Below are 19,028 nucleotides of genomic sequence, written 5' to 3'. Positions count from 1 at the left end.
AACCGTAGCCGCGGGGTGCTGCGTCACACCGCCGGGACCGGGCGGGCTGCCCACAGGCCTGTGAACGGCCGGACGCAATCGTCCCACGCGCTGGGTACGGTGGGATCCGTCCGAGCGGGTGCCCGGGCAGGCCGGTCGTTCGCGACACCAGGTGCAGGAGGGCAGAGCGTGACCGACGTCGACAGCGGCAGCCGGACGGCTGAGCCGGGTCCCCGGGCGGACCCGCCCGGTGCCGGGCTCGACGACCCGGGCGTGGTGCGCGCCTGGGCGCACGGGGCCACGGCGGCGCTGCGGCGCGAGCGCGAGGCGATCGACCGGGTCAACGTCTTCCCGGTGGCGGACGCCGACACCGGCACCAACCTCTACCTGACCCTCCGCGAGGGCGACCGGGCGGTCGCCGCGGCACCCGCGGACGCCACGGGACCGCGGCTCCTGGCGACGCTCGCCCGGGCGGCGCTGCTGGGCGCGCGCGGCAACTCCGGCGTGATCCTCAGCGAGTGGCTCCGCGGGCTGGCCGTCGCCGCGCGGCGCGGTGGCACCACGGCGGACCTGCTCACGCGGGCGGCGGCGTCCGCCCGGTCCGCGGTGGCGGTGCCCGCCGAGGGCACCATCCTCTCGGCGGCCGACGCCGCGGGGGCGGCCGCGCGCGCCGCCGGACCCGACGCCGGGCCGCTGCCCGTGGTGACAGCCGCGGCGGCCGCGGCCCGGGCGTCCGCGCGGGCCAGCCGGGACGAGCTCGACGTGCTGCGCACCGCGGGCGTGCTCGACGCCGGCGCGCTCGGCCTGGTCCTCGTGCTCGACGCGCTCGTCGTCGCGGCCGCCGGTGCGGCCGGAGCCGGCGGACCGGCCGTCGGCGACCCGGACGCAGGCGGAGTGTCAGTGGTGCGCGGCAGCATGGACGCCGTGACCCTGGACCAGCTTCTCGACGCCGGTGCGCTGCCGCGCGTGCCGGGCGCGGGCGACGCCCTGTCGTCGGCGCCCGGCGGCGAGGCCGAGCCGCACGGTGCCGGCTCGGGCGCCCTCGAGCTCATGTTCGTCCTCACCGGCCCCGCCGGTGAGCAGGCCGACACGGTCGCCGCCGGGCTGCGCGGCGCCCTCGCCGAGGTGGGCGACTCGGTGGTCGTCGTCGGCGGGGACGCGGGTACCGGCACGGCGGTCTGGCAGGCCCACGTGCACACCGACCACCTGGACCGGGCGCTCGCGATCGCGGCCGACGCCGCGCGGACGGGCACGCTCGCGCAGGTGCACGTGCGGCACCTCGCGGCGGCCGGCCAGCACGAGTGGGGCGTGGTGGCCGCCACGTCGGCGCCCGGGCTGGCCGGAGAGCTCGCGCGCGCGGGCGCCGTCGTCCTCCTCACGGGCGGGGTCGGCGCCACCGTGGAGGACCTGGTGGCCGACGACGTCGAGCGGGCCGCCGCCTCGACCGGTGCCCGGCGGGTGCTGCTCCTGGGGGCACCCGGGGTGACCGCGGGGACCGACGCGCTCGACGTCGACGAGCTGATCACCGTGCCGTCGGCCACCGACGTGCACGCCGTCGTGGCGCTCGCGGCGCTCGGCACGCTGCTGCCGGTCGGGCTGCCGGACCAGGCCGGCGACCCCGTCGACGCGCACGCCGTCGTGGGCGAGGCCCTCGCCGGGCTGACCGTCCACGACACATCCGCCGCGGCCGCCGTCGACGTGCTGGAGCAGGCTGCCGGACCGGGCACCATCGTGGTGACGGCGCTGCTCGACGCCGGAGTGCCCGGCCACCTGGCCGACGGGCTCGCCGCCGCTCTCGGCGGGTGCGCGCCGGACGCCGAGCTCGTGGTCCTGTCGACCGGCCGCCCGGGCGACGGGGTGCATCTCGGCGCGGAGACCGTCGCGCCGGAGCCGGAGGTGGACGCATGAGCGAACGGGTGGACGAGCGACTGGAGCGCGCGTTCGACAAACGGACCGCGACCGCCCTGGGCAAGCTGGGGCTGACGACCGTGGGCGACCTGCTGGGCCACTACCCGCGCCGGTACGCCGACCCGGGCGCGCTCACGGACATCGCGGCCCTCGAGGTGGGCGAGCACGTGACGATCCTCGCGCGGGTCGAGCAGGCGACCGTGCGCCCCATGCGCAACCGCAACGGGGCGCTGATGGAGGTGGTGGTGACGGACGGCACCAGCCGCCTGTCGCTCACCTTCTTCGGCAAGCACCGCGGCTCGCTCTACAACCACGAGAAGCGCCTGGTCCCGGGCGCGAAGGGCCTGTTCACGGGTACCGTCGGCCTGTACCGGGGTACCCGCCAGCTCACGCACCCGGACTTCACGCTGATGGGCGAGGAGTCCGACCTCGACAGCGACGAGGCGCTGCTGGAGCACGCCACCAAGCCCATCCCGATCTACCCGGCGGCCGCAGGCATCCCGAGCTGGAAGGTCCAGGGCGCGCTGCGCGTCGTGCTGGACACGCTGACCGACGCCGACGTGCCGGACCCGGTGCCCGACGAGGTGCGGCAGCGCCAGGGCCTGCCGGGACGGGCCGCCGCCCTGCGCAGCCTCCACCGGCCCGCCACGCTGGAGGAGGCGTACCAGGCCCGGCACCGCATGCGGTTCGAGGAGGCGTTCGTGCTGCAGGCCGCGCTCGCGCAGCGCCGGGCCCGCACCGCCGCCGAGGACGCGACCGCCCGGCCGCCGCTGCCGGCGGGGCAGCCGGGCATCCTCGCGGACTTCGACGCGTCCCTCCCGTTCGCGCTCACCGACGGCCAGCGCCAGGTCGGCGACGAGATCGCGGCCGAGCTCGCCCGGCCCCGCCCGATGCACCGGCTGCTGCAGGGCGAGGTGGGCAGCGGCAAGACGGTGGTCGCGCTGCGGGCCATGCTCCAGGTGGTCGACGTCGGCGGCCAGGCGGCCCTGCTCGCCCCCACCGAGGTGCTCGCCGCGCAGCACGCCCGCACCCTGCGCGCCCTGCTGGGCCCGCTGGCCGACGGCGGCACCCTGTTCGGCGCCGAGCGCGCGGGCGCCAGCACCCGGGTGGCGCTCCTGACCGGCTCGCTCGGCGCGAAGGCCCGCAAGGAGGCGCTGCTGCAGGCCGCCAGCGGGGAGGCCGGCATCGTGGTCGGCACGCATGCGCTGCTGTCGGAGCAGGTGCAGTTCGCCGACCTGGGCCTCGTCGTGGTGGACGAGCAGCACCGGTTCGGTGTCGAGCAGCGGGACGCGCTGCGCGCCAAGGGGCGCGTGTCGCCCCACCTCCTGGTCATGACCGCCACCCCCATCCCGCGCACCGTCGCGATGACGGTGTTCGGCGACCTGGAGACGTCGTCCCTCACGGAGGTGCCGGCCGGGCGCGCGGGCATCACGACCGTCGCGGTCCCCGCGGGGAACGTCCGCTGGACCGACCGCACCTGGGCCCGCGTGCGCGAGGAGGTCGACGCCGGCCGCCGCGCCTACGTCGTGTGCGCGCGGATCCACCCGGACGAGGAGAACGACGAGAAGAACGGCCAGAAGCCGAAGGTCCCGGCCAAGGACTTCGACGACGTGCCGGAGTTCCTGGACCCTGCAGACCCTGGCGCCGCGGGCGCCGCGGACCGGCCGCCGCTGCGGGCCGTGCTCGAGGTGGTCGAGGAGCTGCGCTCGCGGCCGGAGCTCGCCGGGATCGAGATCGGTGTGCTGCACGGGCAGATGCCGCCGGACCAGAAGGACGCCGCCATGGCCGCCTTCGCCTCCGGGGCGGCACCCGCGCTGGTCTCCACCACGGTGGTCGAGGTGGGCGTGGACGTCCCCGAGGCCACGGCCATGGTGATCTTCGACGCCGACCGGTTCGGCATCTCCCAGCTCCACCAGCTCCGCGGCCGGGTCGGGCGTGGCAGCGACCCCGGCCTGTGCCTCCTGGTCTCCGACGCCGAACCCGGCACACCCGCCTTCGCCCGGCTGGAGGCCATGACGCAGACCACCGACGGTTTCAAGCTCGCCAACCTCGACCTGGAGCTCCGCAGCGAGGGTGACGTGCTCGGCGCCGCGCAGTCCGGCCGGGCCAGCTCGCTCCGCCTGCTCCGCGTGGTCAAGGACGCCGGGCTCATCGAGGAGGCCCGCACCGCGGCCGCCGACGTCGTGGCGGCGTCCCCCGATCTCACCGAGTTCCCGGAGCTGGCGCGCGCCATCCGCGCGCAGCTCGACGAGGACCAGGAGGAGTTCATGGAGCGCACCTGACGGTGCCTGACCGGTCTGACCTGGTCGGACGGCGGTGCCGGGTCGAGGCCTACCACGAACGGGATGACTCACTCCTTACGCCCGAAACATACAACCGATAGAGTCCCCGCCCGTGACGGTCGATGCGAGGCACGCGATCCACACGGGCAGGCCCGCGAAGACCGCGTGGCAGCGCGGGAGGCTGCTCGCGCTCGGATCCGTCCTCGCCGCCCTGCTCCTCGTGGCCCACGAGTACGTGCCCAACCGCTGGGGAGGCCTCGGCAGCCTCGTCCAGTCCTTCCTGCCCTGGCTCGGTCTCGCGGTGCCGCTCGGCATCCTCGCGGCGCTGCTGCGGCGGTCGGCGCTCGCGGTCCTCGCCGTCCTGCTGCCGCTGGCGGCCTGGATCTGGGTCTTCCTGCCGCAGATCCGTGCCGAGGCCGCCCCGCCGGGCGACCTGACGGTGGTGCAGCACAATGTGAGCGACACCAACACCGACGTCGAGGGCACCGCCGAGGTGCTGCTCGCGGCCGAGCCGGACGTCGTGACGCTCACCGAGGTGTCCGACACGACGGCGGACCAGTTCACCCAGGCGTTCGCGGAGACGCTGCCGCACCACGAGACCCAGGGCACCGTCGGGATCTGGTCCCGGTACCCGCTCAAGGGGGCCCAGGCCGTCGACATCCGGCCCGAGGGCGTCGACGCGTCCTGGGACCGCTGCCTGCGCGTGGTGATCCAGCGCGAGGGCGCGGGCGTCGCGCTGTTCGTCGCGCACCTCCCGTCCGTCCGGTTCGGCACGGGCGGCTTCGAGACGGGCCTGCGCAACGCGAGCGGCCAGCGGCTCGCGGATGCGATCGACGCCGAGCAGACCGAGACGGTCGTCGTGGCGGGGGACCTGAACGCGGTGCTGGCCGACGACGCGATCGCGCCGCTGACCAACCTCGTCACCGCGCCGACCACCGGGTTCGAGTTCACCTATCCCGCGGTGTTCCCGTTGGCGCAGATCGACCACGTCCTGGCCCGCGGCGCCACGGTGACGGAGGTCCGCGCCCTGCCCCGCACGGCCAGCGACCACCTCCCGGTCGTCGCCTACGTCGACACCCCCTGGTCCTGACCCCCAGCCCCGCCCGACCCGCTGAGTGCTGGATATTCGCCCTTTTTCGTGTGCCAGAAGGGCAAATATCCAGCACTCAACGGTTCGGCGGGCGGGTTAGGGTCGTGGGCGTGACCAGGATCGTTGCGGGATCGGTGGGCGGGCGGTCCATCGCGGTGCCCGCGAAGGGCACCCGCCCCACCAGCGACCGAGTCCGCGAGGCGATCTTCTCCCGGCTGGAGCACCTCGACGTGCTCGACGGCGCCCGCGTGCTCGACCTCTACGCCGGCTCCGGCGCGCTCGGGCTGGAGGCCGCCAGCCGCGGAGCGGTCGCGGTGACCCTCGTGGACAGCGCGCGCGCCGCGGCCGACGTCGCGCGCAAGAACGTCGCCGCCCTCGGCCTGACCGGGGTGCGCGTCACCACGGAGAGCGCCGAGCGGTTCGCGGCCGCGCTGGCGGGCCGGGTCGCCGGTGCGACGGGCGTGGCGTCCGCGGCGGGCGGTGCTGCGGGCACGGCGGGCGCGGGCGGTGCGGGCGCGGGCGGTGCGGCGGGCGGTGCGGGCGCGGGCGTCCCGGGCGGCGGCGTCGGCGGGCTCGACCTCGTCTTCCTCGACCCGCCCTACGACCTCGCGGAGGACGACCTCGCCGTCGTCCTGACGCACCTCGCGACGCCGGGAGTGCTTGCCGACGGCGCCGTCGTGGTCGTCGAGCGCTCGACCCGCACCCCGGAGCCGGCCTGGCCGGACGGCCTGGCCCCGTTCGCGCGCAAGGACTACGGCGAGACGGCCGTCTACTACGCGGAGCCGACGGACACCACGCCCGAGGACGCCGCGCCCGGGGACGAGGGCCCGGCGCCGTCGGATAGCGTGGGCGCGTGACCACCGTCGTCTGCCCCGGCTCGTTCGACCCCATCACCCTCGGCCACCTCGACGTGGTCCGCCGCGCCACCACGATGTTCGACGACGTGGTGGTTGGCGTCGCGAAGAACCCCGGCAAGTCCGGCCTGCTGGACCTCGAGACGCGCGCGGGGCTCGTGCGCGCGGCCCTGGCGTCCGCGGCCGAGGCCGAGCCGGAGCTGGCCCGGGTGCAGGTCGCCGTGGTGCCCGGGCTGCTGGTGGACTTCTGCCGGGAGATCGGCGCGGTCGCCGTCGTCAAGGGCCTGCGCGGCGGCGGGGACTTCGACGCCGAGCAGCCGATGGCGCTCATGAACCGGCACCTCTCGGGCGTCGAGACGATCTTCCTGCCGGGTGACCAGCGGTACGCGCACGTCGCGTCGTCGCTGGTCAAGGACATCGTGCGGCACGGCGGGCCGGTCGACGACCTGGTCCCGGCGGGAGTCACGGAGGCCCTGCGAGCCGCGCTGGGACGGCCTGCCGCGGGCTCGTGAGCCCTGTCACCCCGCACGGGCGCGCGTGACGCCCGTTCCATGTCGTAGGATTGCTTTTTGGTCCCTGGCTTGGGTCACCTTCGTGGCTGAGCGCCGGTCCACCCCCCTCATCGTCCATCCGGACGCTGTCCTCGTTCTGCCCTCATCGGAGCCTGTTATCTCCCGCGAACCGAACTCGCCGCTCGTGCTCGACACGCACGAGCTCTCTCGGCGTGCCGGAACGATGCGTACGCACAGCCTGACCGTGCAGGCGCCGTCGGACCTCGGCACCGCCGTGATCGGTATCCCGGAAGGCTCTGACCTGGAGCTGGACCTGAGGCTCGAGTCCGTGATGGAGGGCGTGCTGGTCTCCGGCACCGTCCGCGGCACGGTCAAGGGCGAGTGCAGCCGCTGCCTCGACGACATCTCCCGTGAGCTCACGGTCGACGTCACCGAGCTGTTCGCCTATCCCGAGAAGGCCGCCGCGTCGGCCGAGGCGGGGGACGACGACGTCCAGGACGAGGAGTCCGTGCTGGAGGACGACATGGCCGACCTGGAGCCCTCGCTTCGGGATTCGGTCGTGACTGCACTACCATTTCAACCGTTGTGCCGGGAGGACTGCCCGGGCCTGTGCTCCGAGTGCGGAGCCCGCCTGGCGGATGACCCCGGTCATCACCATGACGTGGTCGACCCTCGTTGGTCGGCGCTACAGAGCATGCTCGAACCTACGAGCGTGTCGGACGAGACGAAAGAGAGCTAGCCGTGGCTGTTCCGAAGCGCAAGATGTCGCGCAGCAACACCCGTGCGCGTCGCTCGCAGTGGAAGACCACCGCAGCGACCCTCACGACCTGCCCGCAGTGCCAGGGCAACAAGCTGCCCCACACGGCGTGCCCGACGTGCGGTACCTACAAGGGTCGCACCTACCGCGACGCCCTGAAGACCGTTCACGCGGGCTGACGTGGCCAAGGGCGGGACGGCCCCGGCGAGGCCGGAACCTACCGCGCTGCTCGAGAAGCTCGGGGTCCATCTGGACCCCGAGCTTCTTGTGCTGGCACTGACCCACCGGTCGTTCGCGCACGAGGCCGGGGGCATCCCCACCAACGAGCGTCTGGAGTTCCTGGGCGACACGGTGCTGGGGCTGGTGGTCACCGAGGCGCTGTACCGGCGCCACCCGGACCAGTCGGAGGGCGACCTGGCGCGCATGCGCGCGGCCACGGTGTCGCAGCGCGCGCTCGCCGCGATCGCACGCACTCTCGGCCTGGGCAAGTACGTGCTGCTCGGCAAGGGTGAGATCCGCACGCGCGGCTTCGAGAAGGACTCGATCCTGTCCGACACGGTCGAGGCGCTGATCGGCGCCACGTACCTGTCGCACGGCCTGGAGACCTCGCGCGCGCTGGTGCACCGGCTGGTGGACCCGACGCTCGACGTCGCCGCCGGGCTGGGCGCGGGCCTCGACTGGAAGACCTCGCTGCAGGAGGCGTCCGCCGAGCGCGGTCTCGGTTCGCCGGACTACATCGCCACGTTCGAAGGGCCGGAGCACGCACGGGTCTTCCACTCGACCGTCGTGATCGACGGCGTCACCTACGGGTCGGGTTCCGGCACCGCGAAGAAGCACGCCGAGCAGGGGGCCGCGGAGGAGACCTACCGGGCCCTGCTGGAGAAGTTCCCGCTGCCCGACAAGGCCGACGGCGCCGACGCGTCGGCTGCGCACAAGGCTCCCGCGGGCAAGCCGGACGCGGGCAAGCCGGACGCGAGCAAGTCTGACGCGAGCAAGGCGCCGGCCGCCGGTGCCTGAGCTCCCCGAGGTCGAGACCGTCCGTGACGGTCTCGACCGGCTCGTCGTGGGCGCCGTGGTGCGCGAGGTCGAGGTCTTCCGCGAGTACAGCGTCCGCAGGCACGACGGCGGCCCGGACTCCTTCCGCGACCAGCTCACCGGACAGCGTCTGGCGGCCGCGGTGCGCCGCGGCAAGTTCCTCTGGCTGCCGCTGACGGAGCCCGAGGCCGCGGCTTCGGCTTCGGCCCCGGCGCCGGCGCCCGATGCGGCCCCGTCGGCGAACCCCGCCCCGGCGGCCGAGCCCGCCGAGCCCGCGACCCCCGCCGAACCCCGCCCCGCCGCGGCCCTGCTGGCGCACCTCGGGATGTCGGGCCAGCTCCTCGTGCGCGGTGCCGTGCCGACCGCGGCCCCGGGCGAGGAGCCCGCCCGGATCCCGACCGGTGCCGCCGACGCGGCGGACGACTGGCAGCACCCCCACCTCCGGGTCCGCCTGCACCTGGAGGGCGCCCCCTCCGGCGCGCGGTACCTCGACTTCGTGGACCAGCGGACCTTCGGGCACCTGAGCGTCCAGGACCTCGTGCCCGACGGCAGCGCGCCCCGGGCGAGTGCTGCCGCGACGTCGGGCGCTCGGCGGCCGATCACTGCGCCGTCGCGCACGGCGTCTCCGCAGGCCGCATCAGCTCCGTCGGCTCCGAGCGTTCCCGCCGGCCACGGCTCCGACCTGCCCGTGCTGCCCGAGCCGGTGGCACACATCGCGCGCGACCTGCTCGACCCGAACCTGGACCTGGACGCCCTGGTGGGCCGGTTCCGCCGCCGTCGGACACAGGTCAAGCGCGCGCTGCTGGACCAGACGGTCGTGTCCGGCGTGGGCAACATCTACGCCGACGAGGCGCTGTGGCGAGCGCAGGTGCACTGGGCCCGGGCGACCGACAAGCTCCGGGTGGCGGACGTGCGCCGCGTGCTGGACTCGGCGGCCGAGGTGATGCGCGAGGCGCTCGCCCAGGGCGGCACGAGCTTCGACGAGCTGTACGTCAACGTCAACGGCCAGTCGGGGTACTTCGACCGGTCGCTCGCCGTGTACGGCCGGGAGAACGAGGAGTGCCGCCGCTGCGGTGCGCTGGTGCGCCGCGACGCGTTCATGAATCGGTCGTCGTTCAGCTGCCCGGTCTGCCAGCCGCGCCCGCGCGGTCTCTGACCGTCCGCCCCGCACCGTTGAGTGCTGGGTATGTGTTGGTTCCAAGCGCTCGGAGCAACACATACCCAGCACTCGACGAGGCGTCAGGAGCGGGTCGCGACGTTGCGGAGGTCGCTGCCCGTGCGCCAGGCCGTGAGCTGCTCGGCCAGGAAGCGGGCCGCGCCGCGGGGCCGTCCGCCCGCGACGTGCGGCGTGAGGATCAGGTTCGGCACGTCCCACAGCGGCGAGTCGGCGGGCAGCGGCTCGGTCTCCATGACGTCGAGCGCCGCGCCGGCCAGCCGCCCGGAGCGCAGGGCGTCCTCCAGCGCGGCCTCGTCCACGGTCGCGCCGCGGCCGACGTTCACGAACCGCGCGGACGGCGGCAGCAGGCCGAGCAGCCGGGCGTCGAGGATGTGCCGCGTCGCAGGCACGGCGGGCAGGAGCGAGACGAGCAGATCGGTCTCGGCCAGCAGCGCGTCGAGGCCGCCGGCGTCGACCACCCGGTAGCCGGAGCGCTCGCCCGCCCGCGAGGCGACGCCCGTGACCTGCGCGCCGAGCGCGGTCAGCAGGGGTGCCAGGCGTAGCGCGATGGACCCGAAGCCCCAGATCGTCACGCGCGCGCCGTCGAGCGAGTACTCGCGGCCGGTGACGCCGTCGGCCTGGGCGAACGCGATCTCCTTGGCCCAGCGGTGCTCCCGCTGCGCGGCCAGTGACACGTCGATCCGGCGGACCGACGCGAGGATCAGGGCCAGCGCGTGCTCGGTGACGGTGTCGTCGTGCAGGGACTGCCCGGAGGAGATGACCACGTCGGGTGCGAACCCGGAGCGCAGCGCGACGTCCGGTCCCGCGGAGAGGGTCTGCACCCAGCGCAGGCCGGTCAGCCGCTCGGCGGCGTCGGCCACGATCTTGGGCGGGCTGGACCAGGTGACGAGCAGCTCGGCGTCGGTGTGCTCGGCGGGGATCGGCTCGTTCATCGCGTAGGTGGCGACGGTGTCGGTGCCGCCGGGCGCGAAGGAGGCGCCGCCGTCGGGCAGCAGGGACGGGAAGTCGAGGTCGAAGGGCACGTCCGGTACGAGGATCTTCACGCCGGGGACGTTACCCGACCGGGACACGAAGCAGAGCGCCCGTCCGGCCTGCCGAGGATCCTCCTCGGACGGCCGGGACGGGCGCCCCGAAGTGCGACGCGGGAGGCGTCAGCCCGTCACCCGGATGAAGACCGGGTTGGTCTGCCACATCTCCGTGTAGTGCACGGGGACGCCCTCCTGCTGGGCCTCGACGACCATGCCGTCGCCCGCGTAGAGCGAGACGTGGCCGGACGTCCAGACGATGTCGCCCGGCTGGGCCTCCGCGGCGGAGACCTGGTAGCCGACGGTCGACATCGAGGCCGAGCTGTGCGGGAGGCTGACCCCGAGCTGGGCGTAGACGTACTGGATGAGCCCGGAGCAGTCGAAGCCGCTGGGGGAGGCTCCGCCCCACACGTAGGGCACGCCCACGTACTCGAGGGCGAGGTTGACGGCCTGCTGCCCCAGGTCCGCGGAGGACTCGGCGGCTGCCGCCACGGCGGCCTCGGCCTCGGCGGCCGCTGCCGCGGCAGCCTCGGCGGCGGCCTTCGCCTCCGCCTCGGCCTTCGCCTTGGCTTCCGCCTCTGCCTTGGCGCGAGCCTCGGCCTCGGCCTTCGCCTTGGCCTCGGCGATGCCGGCCTCGGTCTCGGCGTACGGGGTCACGGTGACGTGGCCCTGCTCGGCCTGGAAGTCGGCGTCGTGGGCGACCTGGACCTTGGTCACGAGGTTCTCGGCGAGACCCGCACGGGTCTTGGTGTCGAACGTCTTGTTGGCGAGCGTGGTCTGGGTGTGGGACTCGGCAGGCGCGGTGTGGGCGGTCTGGGTGAAGACCGACGCGAGCATGCCGGACGTGACGACCGCGATGGCGCCGGTACGGGCGGCATTCTCGGCTGCTGTCTGGGTCAGGGCGGTGAAGGGGGTGAGAGCGGGGCCCTCGGCGCGGTGCCGCCCCCGGTTGCTGGGTCGGTTTGCCTGGTCGTCCGCCCAGTCGTGGGTGCGGTCGGTGAGTACGGTCACCAGTGATCTCCTCGGACGCCTACGAGGTGAGCTGTCGGGTTCGGATGGGGAGAGCGATCACCCGGCCTCACAAGGAGGCTTCACCCCGAGGACACTCGCGTGCCCGGCTTACCTGGTTCCCCCGCCCCTGTCACGTTCTGGCTGCTCAGGACCGGTGACAGGATTCGGCGTCCGGGCCTGGACCTCCCCGTTTCTGGAGCGGCGAGATCGACCGTACTCGTCCGTTGCGGAAATGTCACGATTAGGTCACATACCGTCTCGTGATGGAACGTTCCTGGCAATGAGTGCCGCGTGTCACCATGGCGTGCATGCCCGATTCCCTGCTCGACCCCCTGCGCGCCCGGTATGACGTCGTCGTCGTGGGTGGCGGTCACAACGGCCTCACCGCGGCGGCCTACGCGGCCCGCGGCGGACGCTCGGTCCTCGTCCTGGAGCGTGCCGACCACGTGGGCGGCGCCGCCGTCTCGGCCCGGCCGTTCGCGGGCGTCGACGCCCGTCTGTCGCGCTACTCCTACCTCGTCTCGCTCCTGCCGCACCGGATCGTCGACGAGCTCGGCCTGCCGGTCCGCCTCGTGCGGCGCCGCTGGTCGTCGTACACGCCCGTGGCCGACGGCGGCCTGCTGGTCGACACGCAGGACGACGCCGCCACGCGCGCCTCGTTCCGGCGCCTCACCGGATCCGACGCCGACTTCGAGGCCTGGGGCCGGTTCTACCGGATGACCGCCGAGGTGGCCCGCCGCCTCGCGCCGACGCTCACCGAACCCCTGCTCCCGCGATCCGCGGTGCGGCACCTCGTGGCCGACGGCGTGGGCGACGATGCCTGGCGCGCGCTCTTCGAGGAGCCGCTCGGTGAGGTGCTGCGCCGTACCTTCGCCGACGACGTCGTGCGGGGCGTCGCCGCGACCGACGGCCTGATCGGCACGTTCGCCGACGTCGACGAGCCGTCCCTGCGGCAGAACCGCTGCTTCCTCTACCACGTGATCGGCAACGGGACCGGCGACTGGGACGTGCCGGTGGGCGGCATGGGCGCCGTCTCCGGCGCCCTGCGCGACGCCGCGGTCGCGGCCGGCGCCACGATCGTCACCTCGGCGACCGTCACCGCCGTCGACCCCGGGGCCGTGGGCGCCGAGGTGGCCTGGACCGACGCCGACGGGCGCACCCGGGGCGTGACCGCCGGGCACGTGCTCGCGGGGTGCGCGCCGGCGGAGCTGGAGCGGCTGCTCGCCGTGGCCGGGCGGGGTGCGGCCTCCGGTTCGGCCACCGCGGAACCGGCCGGGGCTGCCGGGCCGGGGCCCGAGGGTGCCCAGCTCAAGGTGAACATGTTGCTGAGCCGGCTGCCCCGGCTCCGCGACGACGTGGACCCCGTGGCAGCGTTCAGCGGCACGCTGCACGTCAACGAGTCGCTGACCCAGCTCCAGGACGCGTACGCGCAGGCCGCCGCCGGGCGCATCCCCGACCTGCCGCCCAGCGAGATCTACTGCCACACGCTGTCCGACCGGACGATCCTCGGCCCGGAGCTCGCCGCGACCGAGGCGCAGACCATCACGCTGTTCGGCCTGCACATGCCGGCCCGGCTCTTCCGCGCCGACCCGGACGGCGCCCGCGAGCGGGCCCTGAGGGCCACCCTCGCGTCCCTGAACACCGTGCTGGCCGAGCCCATCGAGGACGTGCTCGCGCTCGACGCCGACGGCGCGCCCTGCCTGGAGGTGCGCACCCCCGTGGACCTGGAGGGCGACGTGGGGCTGCCGGGCGGGCACATCTTCCACCGCGACCTGAGCTGGCCGTTCGCAGAGCACGGGTCCGACGCGCCGGGTGCGGCGGGTGGGACCGGGGCTCGGCACGGGGCTGACGGTGGAGCCGGGAGCGGGGCCGCGACCTGGGTCGACCCCGGGTCCGCGCCCAGTGCCGCCGAGCGCTGGGGCGTGGCGACGGCGCACCCGCGGGTGCTGCTCGCGGGCGCCGGCGCCCGCCGCGGCGGTGGCGTGAGCGGCATCCCGGGCCGTGCCGCCGCCATGGCAGTCCTGGAGACCCGAGCCGGCTGACCTCCCGGGGCTGACCTCCCGGCTGACCCACCGGTGTTGACCACAGCAGCTGCTGCCACCTGGGCCCTCCGCCTGGCAGCAACCGCTGTGGTCAACACCGGGGGTGGTGCGGCCCGGCGGCGTCAGTCGAGGGTCAGGGCCGCCGTCGGCGTGACGGCGGCCGCCCGGCGGGCCGGGAGGACGGCGGCCGCGAGCCCCGCCAGGGCTCCCACGGGGAGGACGGCGGCGAGCTGGACCCACGGGACGCGCCAGGTCGCGGCGTCGAGCGCCGCCTGGACGAACGTCTCGTAGCCGACCCAGGCGAACCCCACGCCGAGCACGGTGCCGAGCAGGGTCGCGGTCACCGACAGCAGCACGGCCTCGGCCGCCAGCATCCGCCGCAGCTGCCGCCGGGTGAGCCCGAGCGCGCGCAGCATCGCGTGCTCGCGGACCCGTTCCAGCACGGACAGGCCCAGCGTGTTCGCGATCCCGATCAGCGCGATCACCACGGAGATGCCCAGCAGCCCGAGCGTCGCGGCGGTGATGGTCCCCAGCATCTGGTGGTCGGCGACCTCGGCCCGCAGCCCGTTGTCGACGTCGGCGCCGATGTCGTCCGCCAGCGTGTCCATGTCCGCGAGGAGCGCGACCGGGTCGGCGTCGGCCGAGGCGCGGACCCACACCGCGTACGTCCGCGGCGTGCCCAGGTCCGTCAGCGTCTCCGGGGCGACGATGCCCGCCCCGCCCCAGCCCGTGCCCGTGGTGACTCGCAGTTGAACGGGCGAGGCGGCGACGTCGTGCTCGCCGTCCCCGCCGGCGCTCGCCGTCACCGTGCCGGCGGTCCCGTCGCCCAGCCGCTCCGCCGGGTCCTCGCCGTACACGTCCGCGTCCAGCGCGACCGTGCCCGGCTCGACCCGCGCGAACGCCCCGCCGTCGCGGGCGACCTGATCCGCGTCGGGCGCGCCGAGCAGCAGGAGCGGCCGGCCGGCCCCGCCCGATCCGGCGCCCTCGGCCCCTGCCAGGTCCACCAGCACGCCGTCGACGGCGATCGCCTCGCCCACGCCGGGCGTGGCCCGCACCCGGTCCAGCGCGGCGGCGTCCAGAGGCCCGGTCCACGAGGTGAGCGCGACGTCGAGCGGGTGCGCGGTGCCGTGGTTCGCGTCCACCGAGGCGCGCGTGGTGGCCAGCCCGGTGAGCACCGCCGTCGTCAGGGTGACGCCGACCAGCAGGGACGCCGTGGTGGTCGCGGTCCGGCGGGGGTTGCGCACGGCGTTCTCCGTGGCGAGCCGCCCGCCGGGGCCGAGCAGCGCCCCGACGACCCGCACCACCCGCGGGACCACCAGGGGACCGAGGAGGAGCACGCCCGCGAACAGCGTGCCGCCGCCGGCCACCATGCTGACGGTGCTGTCCCGCACGGCCGCCACCGCCAGCAGCACGACGCCGCCGGCCAGGAACAGCGCCCCGAGCGCCACCCGGTTCCGGCCCGCGCCCGACCGCACGTCCACGGCGCCGTCGGGCCGCAGCGCCGCCAGCGGGCTGATCCGGACGACGCGCCGGGTCGGCAGCCAGGACGCGACCGCCGTCACCACCAGCCCTACCGCGAACCCGCCCAGCAGCCACCAGCCCGGGAGCCGCGCGGGAGCGGACAGCGGGCTCTGCCGCGTGAGCGCGTCGACCAGGGCGACCAGGCCGTAGCCGGCGCCGGTGCCGACCGCGACCCCGACCAGCGAGGCGAGCACCCCGACGACGGCGGCCTCCCGCCGCACCGACCCCATGACCTGCCGGCGCGTGGCGCCGACGCAGCGCAGCAGCGCGAGGTCGCGCACCCGCTGGGCGAAGAGGATCGAGAACGTGTTCGCGATGACCAGCACCGAGACGAGGAGCGCGATGCCGGCGAAGACCAGCAGCAGCAGCGACAGGACGTTCACGTTGTTGGTGTGCTGGGCCATGCTCTCGGCCGCGTGCTCCTCGGGCGTGACCGCCGTCGCGCCGTCGGGCAGCGGGCCGGTGTCCCCGACGACCACCGCCCGGTCCAGCAGGAGGGTCTCGTCGTCGCGCCAGTTCAGCAGCTGCTCGAAGGTGACGTAGACCGCGGCCTGGCCCAGGTTCGCGGACGCCGCCACGATGCCCACCACCCGCAGGTCGGCGGCGGTCGACCCGGCCCCGAGCGTGATCTCGTCGCCCACGGAGATCTCCATGTCCTGGGCGGTCCACACGTCGACGACGGCCTCGCCGGTGCGCTCCGGGAAGCGGCCGGAGTCGAGCGTCTGCCAGCGCAGCCGCGGCGCGGCGGCGATGTTCCCGACGAACTTGCCGGGGGCCTGCTCGGCGCCGGCCCGTAGCGGCAGGGTGGCCGAGCCGAGGACGGCGACGTCGTCGCCGTGCTGCGCGGCGTAGGTGATCGCGTTCTGGGTGCCGAGGTCCCGGACCACGTGGTCGGCGCCCGCGAACTGCGACCCGGCGCCGGCGGTGATCCCGGTCCGCACGCCGGTCGTGAGCACGCCGACCGCCACGACGAAGGCGACGGCGACCACCACGGCGATCGCGGCCGCGACGTACCGGCGCAGGTGGCGGCGCAGCGACTGCAGCAGGACGGTGCGCATCAGGCGATCAGCCCGTCCTGCACGGTGACCACGTCGTCGGCGTACGCCGCGGCGTCCGGCTCGTGGGTGACCATCACGACGGTCTGCCCGAGCTCGCGCGCCGACCGCCGCAGGTGGTCCAGCACCTCCGCCGACGTGGTGCTGTCCAGGTTGCCGGTGGGCTCGTCGGCGAACAGGAGGCTCGGCCGGGTGATCAGGGCCCGGGCGATCGCGACCCGCTGCTGCTGGCCGCCCGACAGCTCCGCGGGCCGGTGGTCGAGCCGGTCCGCCACGCCGAGGCTGTCGGCGAGCTCGTGCGCGCGCTCGCGGGCGGCGTCGTCGGTCCGCGGGTGGGCGAGCTCCAGGGGGAGCAGGATGTTCTGGCGTGCCGTGAGCATCGGCAACAGGTTGAACGACTGGAACACGAAGCCGATGTGCTCGCGGCGGAAGACCGTCAGGGCGTCGTCGCCGAGCGACCCGAGGTCGGTGCCGCCCACGGCGACGGTGCCGCCGCTCGGGCGGTCCAGCCCGGCCAGGCAGTGCATCAGCGTGGACTTGCCCGATCCGCTCGGGCCCATGATCGCGGTGAACCGCCCGCGCGGGACGTCGAGGTCGACGCCGCGCAGGGCGTGCACCTGGGCCTCGCCCCGGCCGTAGGTCTTGGTCAGGCCGCGCGCGCTGGCGGCCAGGGGCTGGTCGGTCGCGCCGTGCGTCGTGGGTTCCGCGGTGCGTGCGGTGGAGGGCCCGGTGGTGGGCTGCGTGGCGGCCGGCCGGTCGGCCGCCGTCGCCGGTGCTCGTCTGCTGGAGGACATGGCGCCAGCCAAGGCGGCACGCCGTTGCGGGCGTGTATGCGAATTTTGATACGCCCGCGATATACCGCCGGTCCGTAGCATCGAGGGCATGCGTGTGCTGATCGTCGAGGACGAACCCGAGATGGCGGAGGGCATCCGCGCGGGCCTGCGCCTGGAGGCGATCGCCGCCGACGTCGCGGGTGACGGCGACACGGCGCTGGAGCTGCTGAGCGTCAACGCCTACGACATCGCGGTGCTCGACCGCGACATCCCCGGACCCTCGGGGGACGAGATCGCCCGGACCGTGGTCGCGTCCGGCAGCGGCATGCCGATCCTGATGCTCACGGCCGCCGACCGGCTCGACGACAAGGCGTCCGGGTTCGAGCTGGGTGCTGACGACTACCTCACCAAGCCGTTCGAGCTGCGCGAGCTCGTGCTGCGGCTGCGGGCGCTCGACCGGCGTCGGGCCCACCACCGCCCGCCCGTGCGGGAGATCGCGGACCTGCGGCTCGACCCGTTCCGCCGCGAGGTCTACCGCGACGGCCGGTACGTGCCGCTCACGCGCAAGCAGTTCGCCGTGCTGGAGGTGCTCATGGCCGCCGACGGCGGCATCGTCAGCGCCGAGGACCTGCTGGAGCGGGCGTGGGACGAGAACGCCGACCCCTTCACCAACGCCGTGCGCATCACGGTCTCGGCGCTGCGCAAACGGCTCGGCGAGCCCTGGGTCATCGCCACCGTGCCGGGCGTGGGCTACCGGATCGACCTGCCGGCGCCCGCGGAAGCCGGCCGTGGATAGGGCGCCCGGCCTGAGCGTCCGCCTCAAGCTCACGCTGAGCTACACGGGGTTCCTCATGCTGGCCGGCACCCTCGTGCTGGGCGTCGTGTGGGCGTTCCTGCTGCGGTTCCCGCCCTCGGCCGGCATCGACACGCTGCGCGAGCTCCTCAACCCCCGGGTGTTCATCGGCGGTTGGGGGCCGCGGGTGTTCGTCCCGGCCGCCCTCGTGGTGATGACGTTCCTGCTGGTGTTCGGCCTGGTGGGCGGGTGGTTCCTCGCGGGCCGCATGCTCGCCCCGCTGGCGCAGGTCACCGACGCCACGCGGCGGGCCGCGGGCGGTTCGCTCGCGCACCGGATCCATCTGCCCGGCCGCCGGGACGAGTTCCGCGAGCTCGCCGACGCCTTCGACGCCATGCTCGCCCGGCTGGAGTCGCACGTCGCGGAGCAGCGCCGGTTCGCCGCCAACGCCTCCCACGAGCTGCGCACCCCGCTGGCCATCACCCAGACCTTCCTCGACGTGGCCCGCAGGGACCCGGACGGCGCCCCGGGCGACCTCGTCGAGCGGCTGCACGCCGTCAACTCCCGGGCGATCGACCTCACCGAGGCCCTGCTCGTGCTCAGCCGCGCCGACCAGCGGTCCTTCACGCCGGAACGCATCGACCTGTCCCTGCTGGCCGAAGAGGCCACCGAGACGCTCTTGCCCCTCGCCGGCCGGCGCGGCGTCACGATCGAGACCACGGGCGACGTCGCCCCCACGACCGGGTCACCGACACTCCTGCTGCAGCTCACCACGAACCTGGTGCACAACGCGATCGTCCACAACCTGCCGGACGGCGCCGCCGGAACGGTGCTGGTCCGCACCGGGGCGGCACCCGAGGGGGTGACGCTCACGGTCGAGAACACGGGGGAGCGGCTCACCGCGGGGCTGGTGACCACGCTCGCCGAGCCGTTCCAGCGCGGCACCGAGCGGGCACGCGCCAGGCGAGCCGACGGTGACCACGTCGGCGTCGGCCTGGGCCTCGCCATCGTCCGGAGCATCACCGAGGCGCACGACGGGACCCTCGCCCTCGAACCCCGGGCCGGCGGCGGCCTCTGCGTCACGGTCCGGCTCCCGGCGGCGCGCGGCTGACGGCGGGTCGGCAGGTCGGTGGTGCGAGCCTGCCGCGAACGACCATGCAGTTACTGCCAGGCCGCGGTTCCGTCTGGCAGCAGGTGCATGGTCGACCGGCGTC

At 74.8% G+C, this 19,028-nt stretch carries 16 protein-coding genes and 1 riboswitch; of the genes, 12 read left to right on the top strand and 4 right to left on the bottom strand.

Annotated elements, in window-relative coordinates:
- Nucleotides 1-168 precede the first annotated feature (168 nt).
- The 9 genes from AB0I29_RS14555 (at nt 169) to AB0I29_RS14515 (ending at nt 9,573) form a co-directional block, all read left to right on the top strand.
- Nucleotides 169-1,887, top strand: a complete 1,719-nt coding sequence (locus tag AB0I29_RS14555) for a DAK2 domain-containing protein (protein WP_357482435.1) — start codon at nt 169-171, stop codon at nt 1,885-1,887.
- Nucleotides 1,884-4,169 carry an ATP-dependent DNA helicase RecG gene (locus AB0I29_RS14550; protein WP_357482432.1) on the top strand — a complete coding sequence of 762 codons (2,286 nt, stop codon included), beginning with the start codon at nt 1,884-1,886 and terminating at the stop codon, nt 4,167-4,169. Before AB0I29_RS14555 ends, AB0I29_RS14550 begins: the two co-directional genes overlap by 4 nt.
- A 112-nt stretch (nt 4,170-4,281) precedes the next feature.
- Nucleotides 4,282-5,259, top strand: a complete 978-nt coding sequence (locus AB0I29_RS14545) for an endonuclease/exonuclease/phosphatase family protein (protein ID WP_357482429.1) — start codon at nt 4,282-4,284, stop codon at nt 5,257-5,259.
- Between the two features lie 110 nt (nt 5,260-5,369).
- Nucleotides 5,370-6,116, top strand: coding sequence for an RsmD family RNA methyltransferase (locus tag AB0I29_RS14540; RefSeq protein WP_357482427.1), 747 nt, complete (start codon nt 5,370-5,372; stop codon nt 6,114-6,116).
- Nucleotides 6,113-6,625 carry a pantetheine-phosphate adenylyltransferase gene (coaD, locus tag AB0I29_RS14535; RefSeq protein WP_357482425.1) on the top strand — a complete coding sequence of 171 codons (513 nt, stop codon included), beginning with the start codon at nt 6,113-6,115 and terminating at the stop codon, nt 6,623-6,625. Before AB0I29_RS14540 ends, coaD begins: the two co-directional genes overlap by 4 nt.
- A gap of 184 nt (nt 6,626-6,809) precedes the next feature.
- Nucleotides 6,810-7,364 (top strand): YceD family protein, encoded by a 555-nt coding sequence (locus AB0I29_RS14530; RefSeq protein WP_285108654.1) that lies wholly within the window; start codon nt 6,810-6,812, stop codon nt 7,362-7,364.
- Nucleotides 7,365-7,366: 2 nt separating this feature from the next.
- Complete coding sequence (gene rpmF, locus AB0I29_RS14525) at nt 7,367-7,561, top strand: 50S ribosomal protein L32 (protein WP_108495103.1); 195 nt, start codon at nt 7,367-7,369, stop codon at nt 7,559-7,561.
- 1 nt (nt 7,562) lies between these two features.
- Nucleotides 7,563-8,399: a ribonuclease III gene (rnc, locus tag AB0I29_RS14520; protein WP_357482423.1), complete on the top strand. Its 837-nt coding sequence runs from the start codon at nt 7,563-7,565 to the stop codon at nt 8,397-8,399.
- Nucleotides 8,392-9,573, top strand: coding sequence for a DNA-formamidopyrimidine glycosylase family protein (locus AB0I29_RS14515; protein WP_357482420.1), 1,182 nt, complete (start codon nt 8,392-8,394; stop codon nt 9,571-9,573). Before rnc ends, AB0I29_RS14515 begins: the two co-directional genes overlap by 8 nt.
- 83 nt (nt 9,574-9,656) lie before the next feature.
- On the opposite strand, the gene AB0I29_RS14510 is transcribed toward AB0I29_RS14515, so the two are convergent.
- Both AB0I29_RS14510 and AB0I29_RS14505 read right to left on the bottom strand, forming a co-directional pair.
- Entirely contained in the window at nt 9,657-10,637 is a 981-nt protein-coding gene (locus AB0I29_RS14510; RefSeq protein ID WP_357482418.1) for an NAD(P)-dependent oxidoreductase, read from the bottom strand.
- Between the two features lie 108 nt (nt 10,638-10,745).
- Complete coding sequence (locus AB0I29_RS14505; protein ID WP_285108636.1) at nt 10,746-11,630, bottom strand: C40 family peptidase; 885 nt, start codon at nt 11,628-11,630, stop codon at nt 10,746-10,748.
- Nucleotides 11,631-11,810: riboswitch (cyclic di-AMP (ydaO/yuaA leader) on the bottom strand. It lies immediately after the preceding gene.
- A 128-nt stretch (nt 11,811-11,938) separates the two neighbouring features.
- On the opposite strand from AB0I29_RS14505, the gene AB0I29_RS14500 reads away from it, so the two are divergent.
- Entirely contained in the window at nt 11,939-13,672 is a 1,734-nt protein-coding gene (locus AB0I29_RS14500) for an FAD-dependent oxidoreductase (RefSeq protein ID WP_357482415.1), read from the top strand.
- 122 nt (nt 13,673-13,794) lie between these two features.
- On the opposite strand, the gene AB0I29_RS14495 is transcribed toward AB0I29_RS14500, so the two are convergent.
- Both AB0I29_RS14495 and AB0I29_RS14490 read right to left on the bottom strand, forming a co-directional pair.
- Nucleotides 13,795-16,251 (bottom strand): ABC transporter permease, encoded by a 2,457-nt coding sequence (locus AB0I29_RS14495; RefSeq protein ID WP_357482413.1) that lies wholly within the window; start codon nt 16,249-16,251, stop codon nt 13,795-13,797.
- Nucleotides 16,251-17,042 (bottom strand): ABC transporter ATP-binding protein, encoded by a 792-nt coding sequence (locus AB0I29_RS14490; protein WP_285108630.1) that lies wholly within the window; start codon nt 17,040-17,042, stop codon nt 16,251-16,253. The genes AB0I29_RS14495 and AB0I29_RS14490 overlap by 1 nt, the downstream gene beginning before the upstream one ends.
- A gap of 88 nt (nt 17,043-17,130) precedes the next feature.
- On the opposite strand from AB0I29_RS14490, the gene AB0I29_RS14485 reads away from it, so the two are divergent.
- Entirely contained in the window at nt 17,131-17,817 is a 687-nt protein-coding gene (locus tag AB0I29_RS14485; RefSeq protein WP_357482411.1) for a response regulator transcription factor, read from the top strand.
- Nucleotides 17,810-18,925, top strand: coding sequence for a HAMP domain-containing sensor histidine kinase (locus AB0I29_RS14480; RefSeq protein ID WP_357482409.1), 1,116 nt, complete (start codon nt 17,810-17,812; stop codon nt 18,923-18,925). The genes AB0I29_RS14485 and AB0I29_RS14480 overlap by 8 nt, the downstream gene beginning before the upstream one ends.
- Nucleotides 18,926-19,028: the final 103 nt, after the last annotated feature.

The sequence above is a fragment of the Promicromonospora sp. NPDC050262 genome (assembly GCF_040655935.1).
Taxonomy (GTDB): Bacteria; Actinomycetota; Actinomycetes; order Actinomycetales; family Cellulomonadaceae; genus Promicromonospora.
This window is presented reverse-complemented; position numbering and strand designations above follow the sequence as displayed.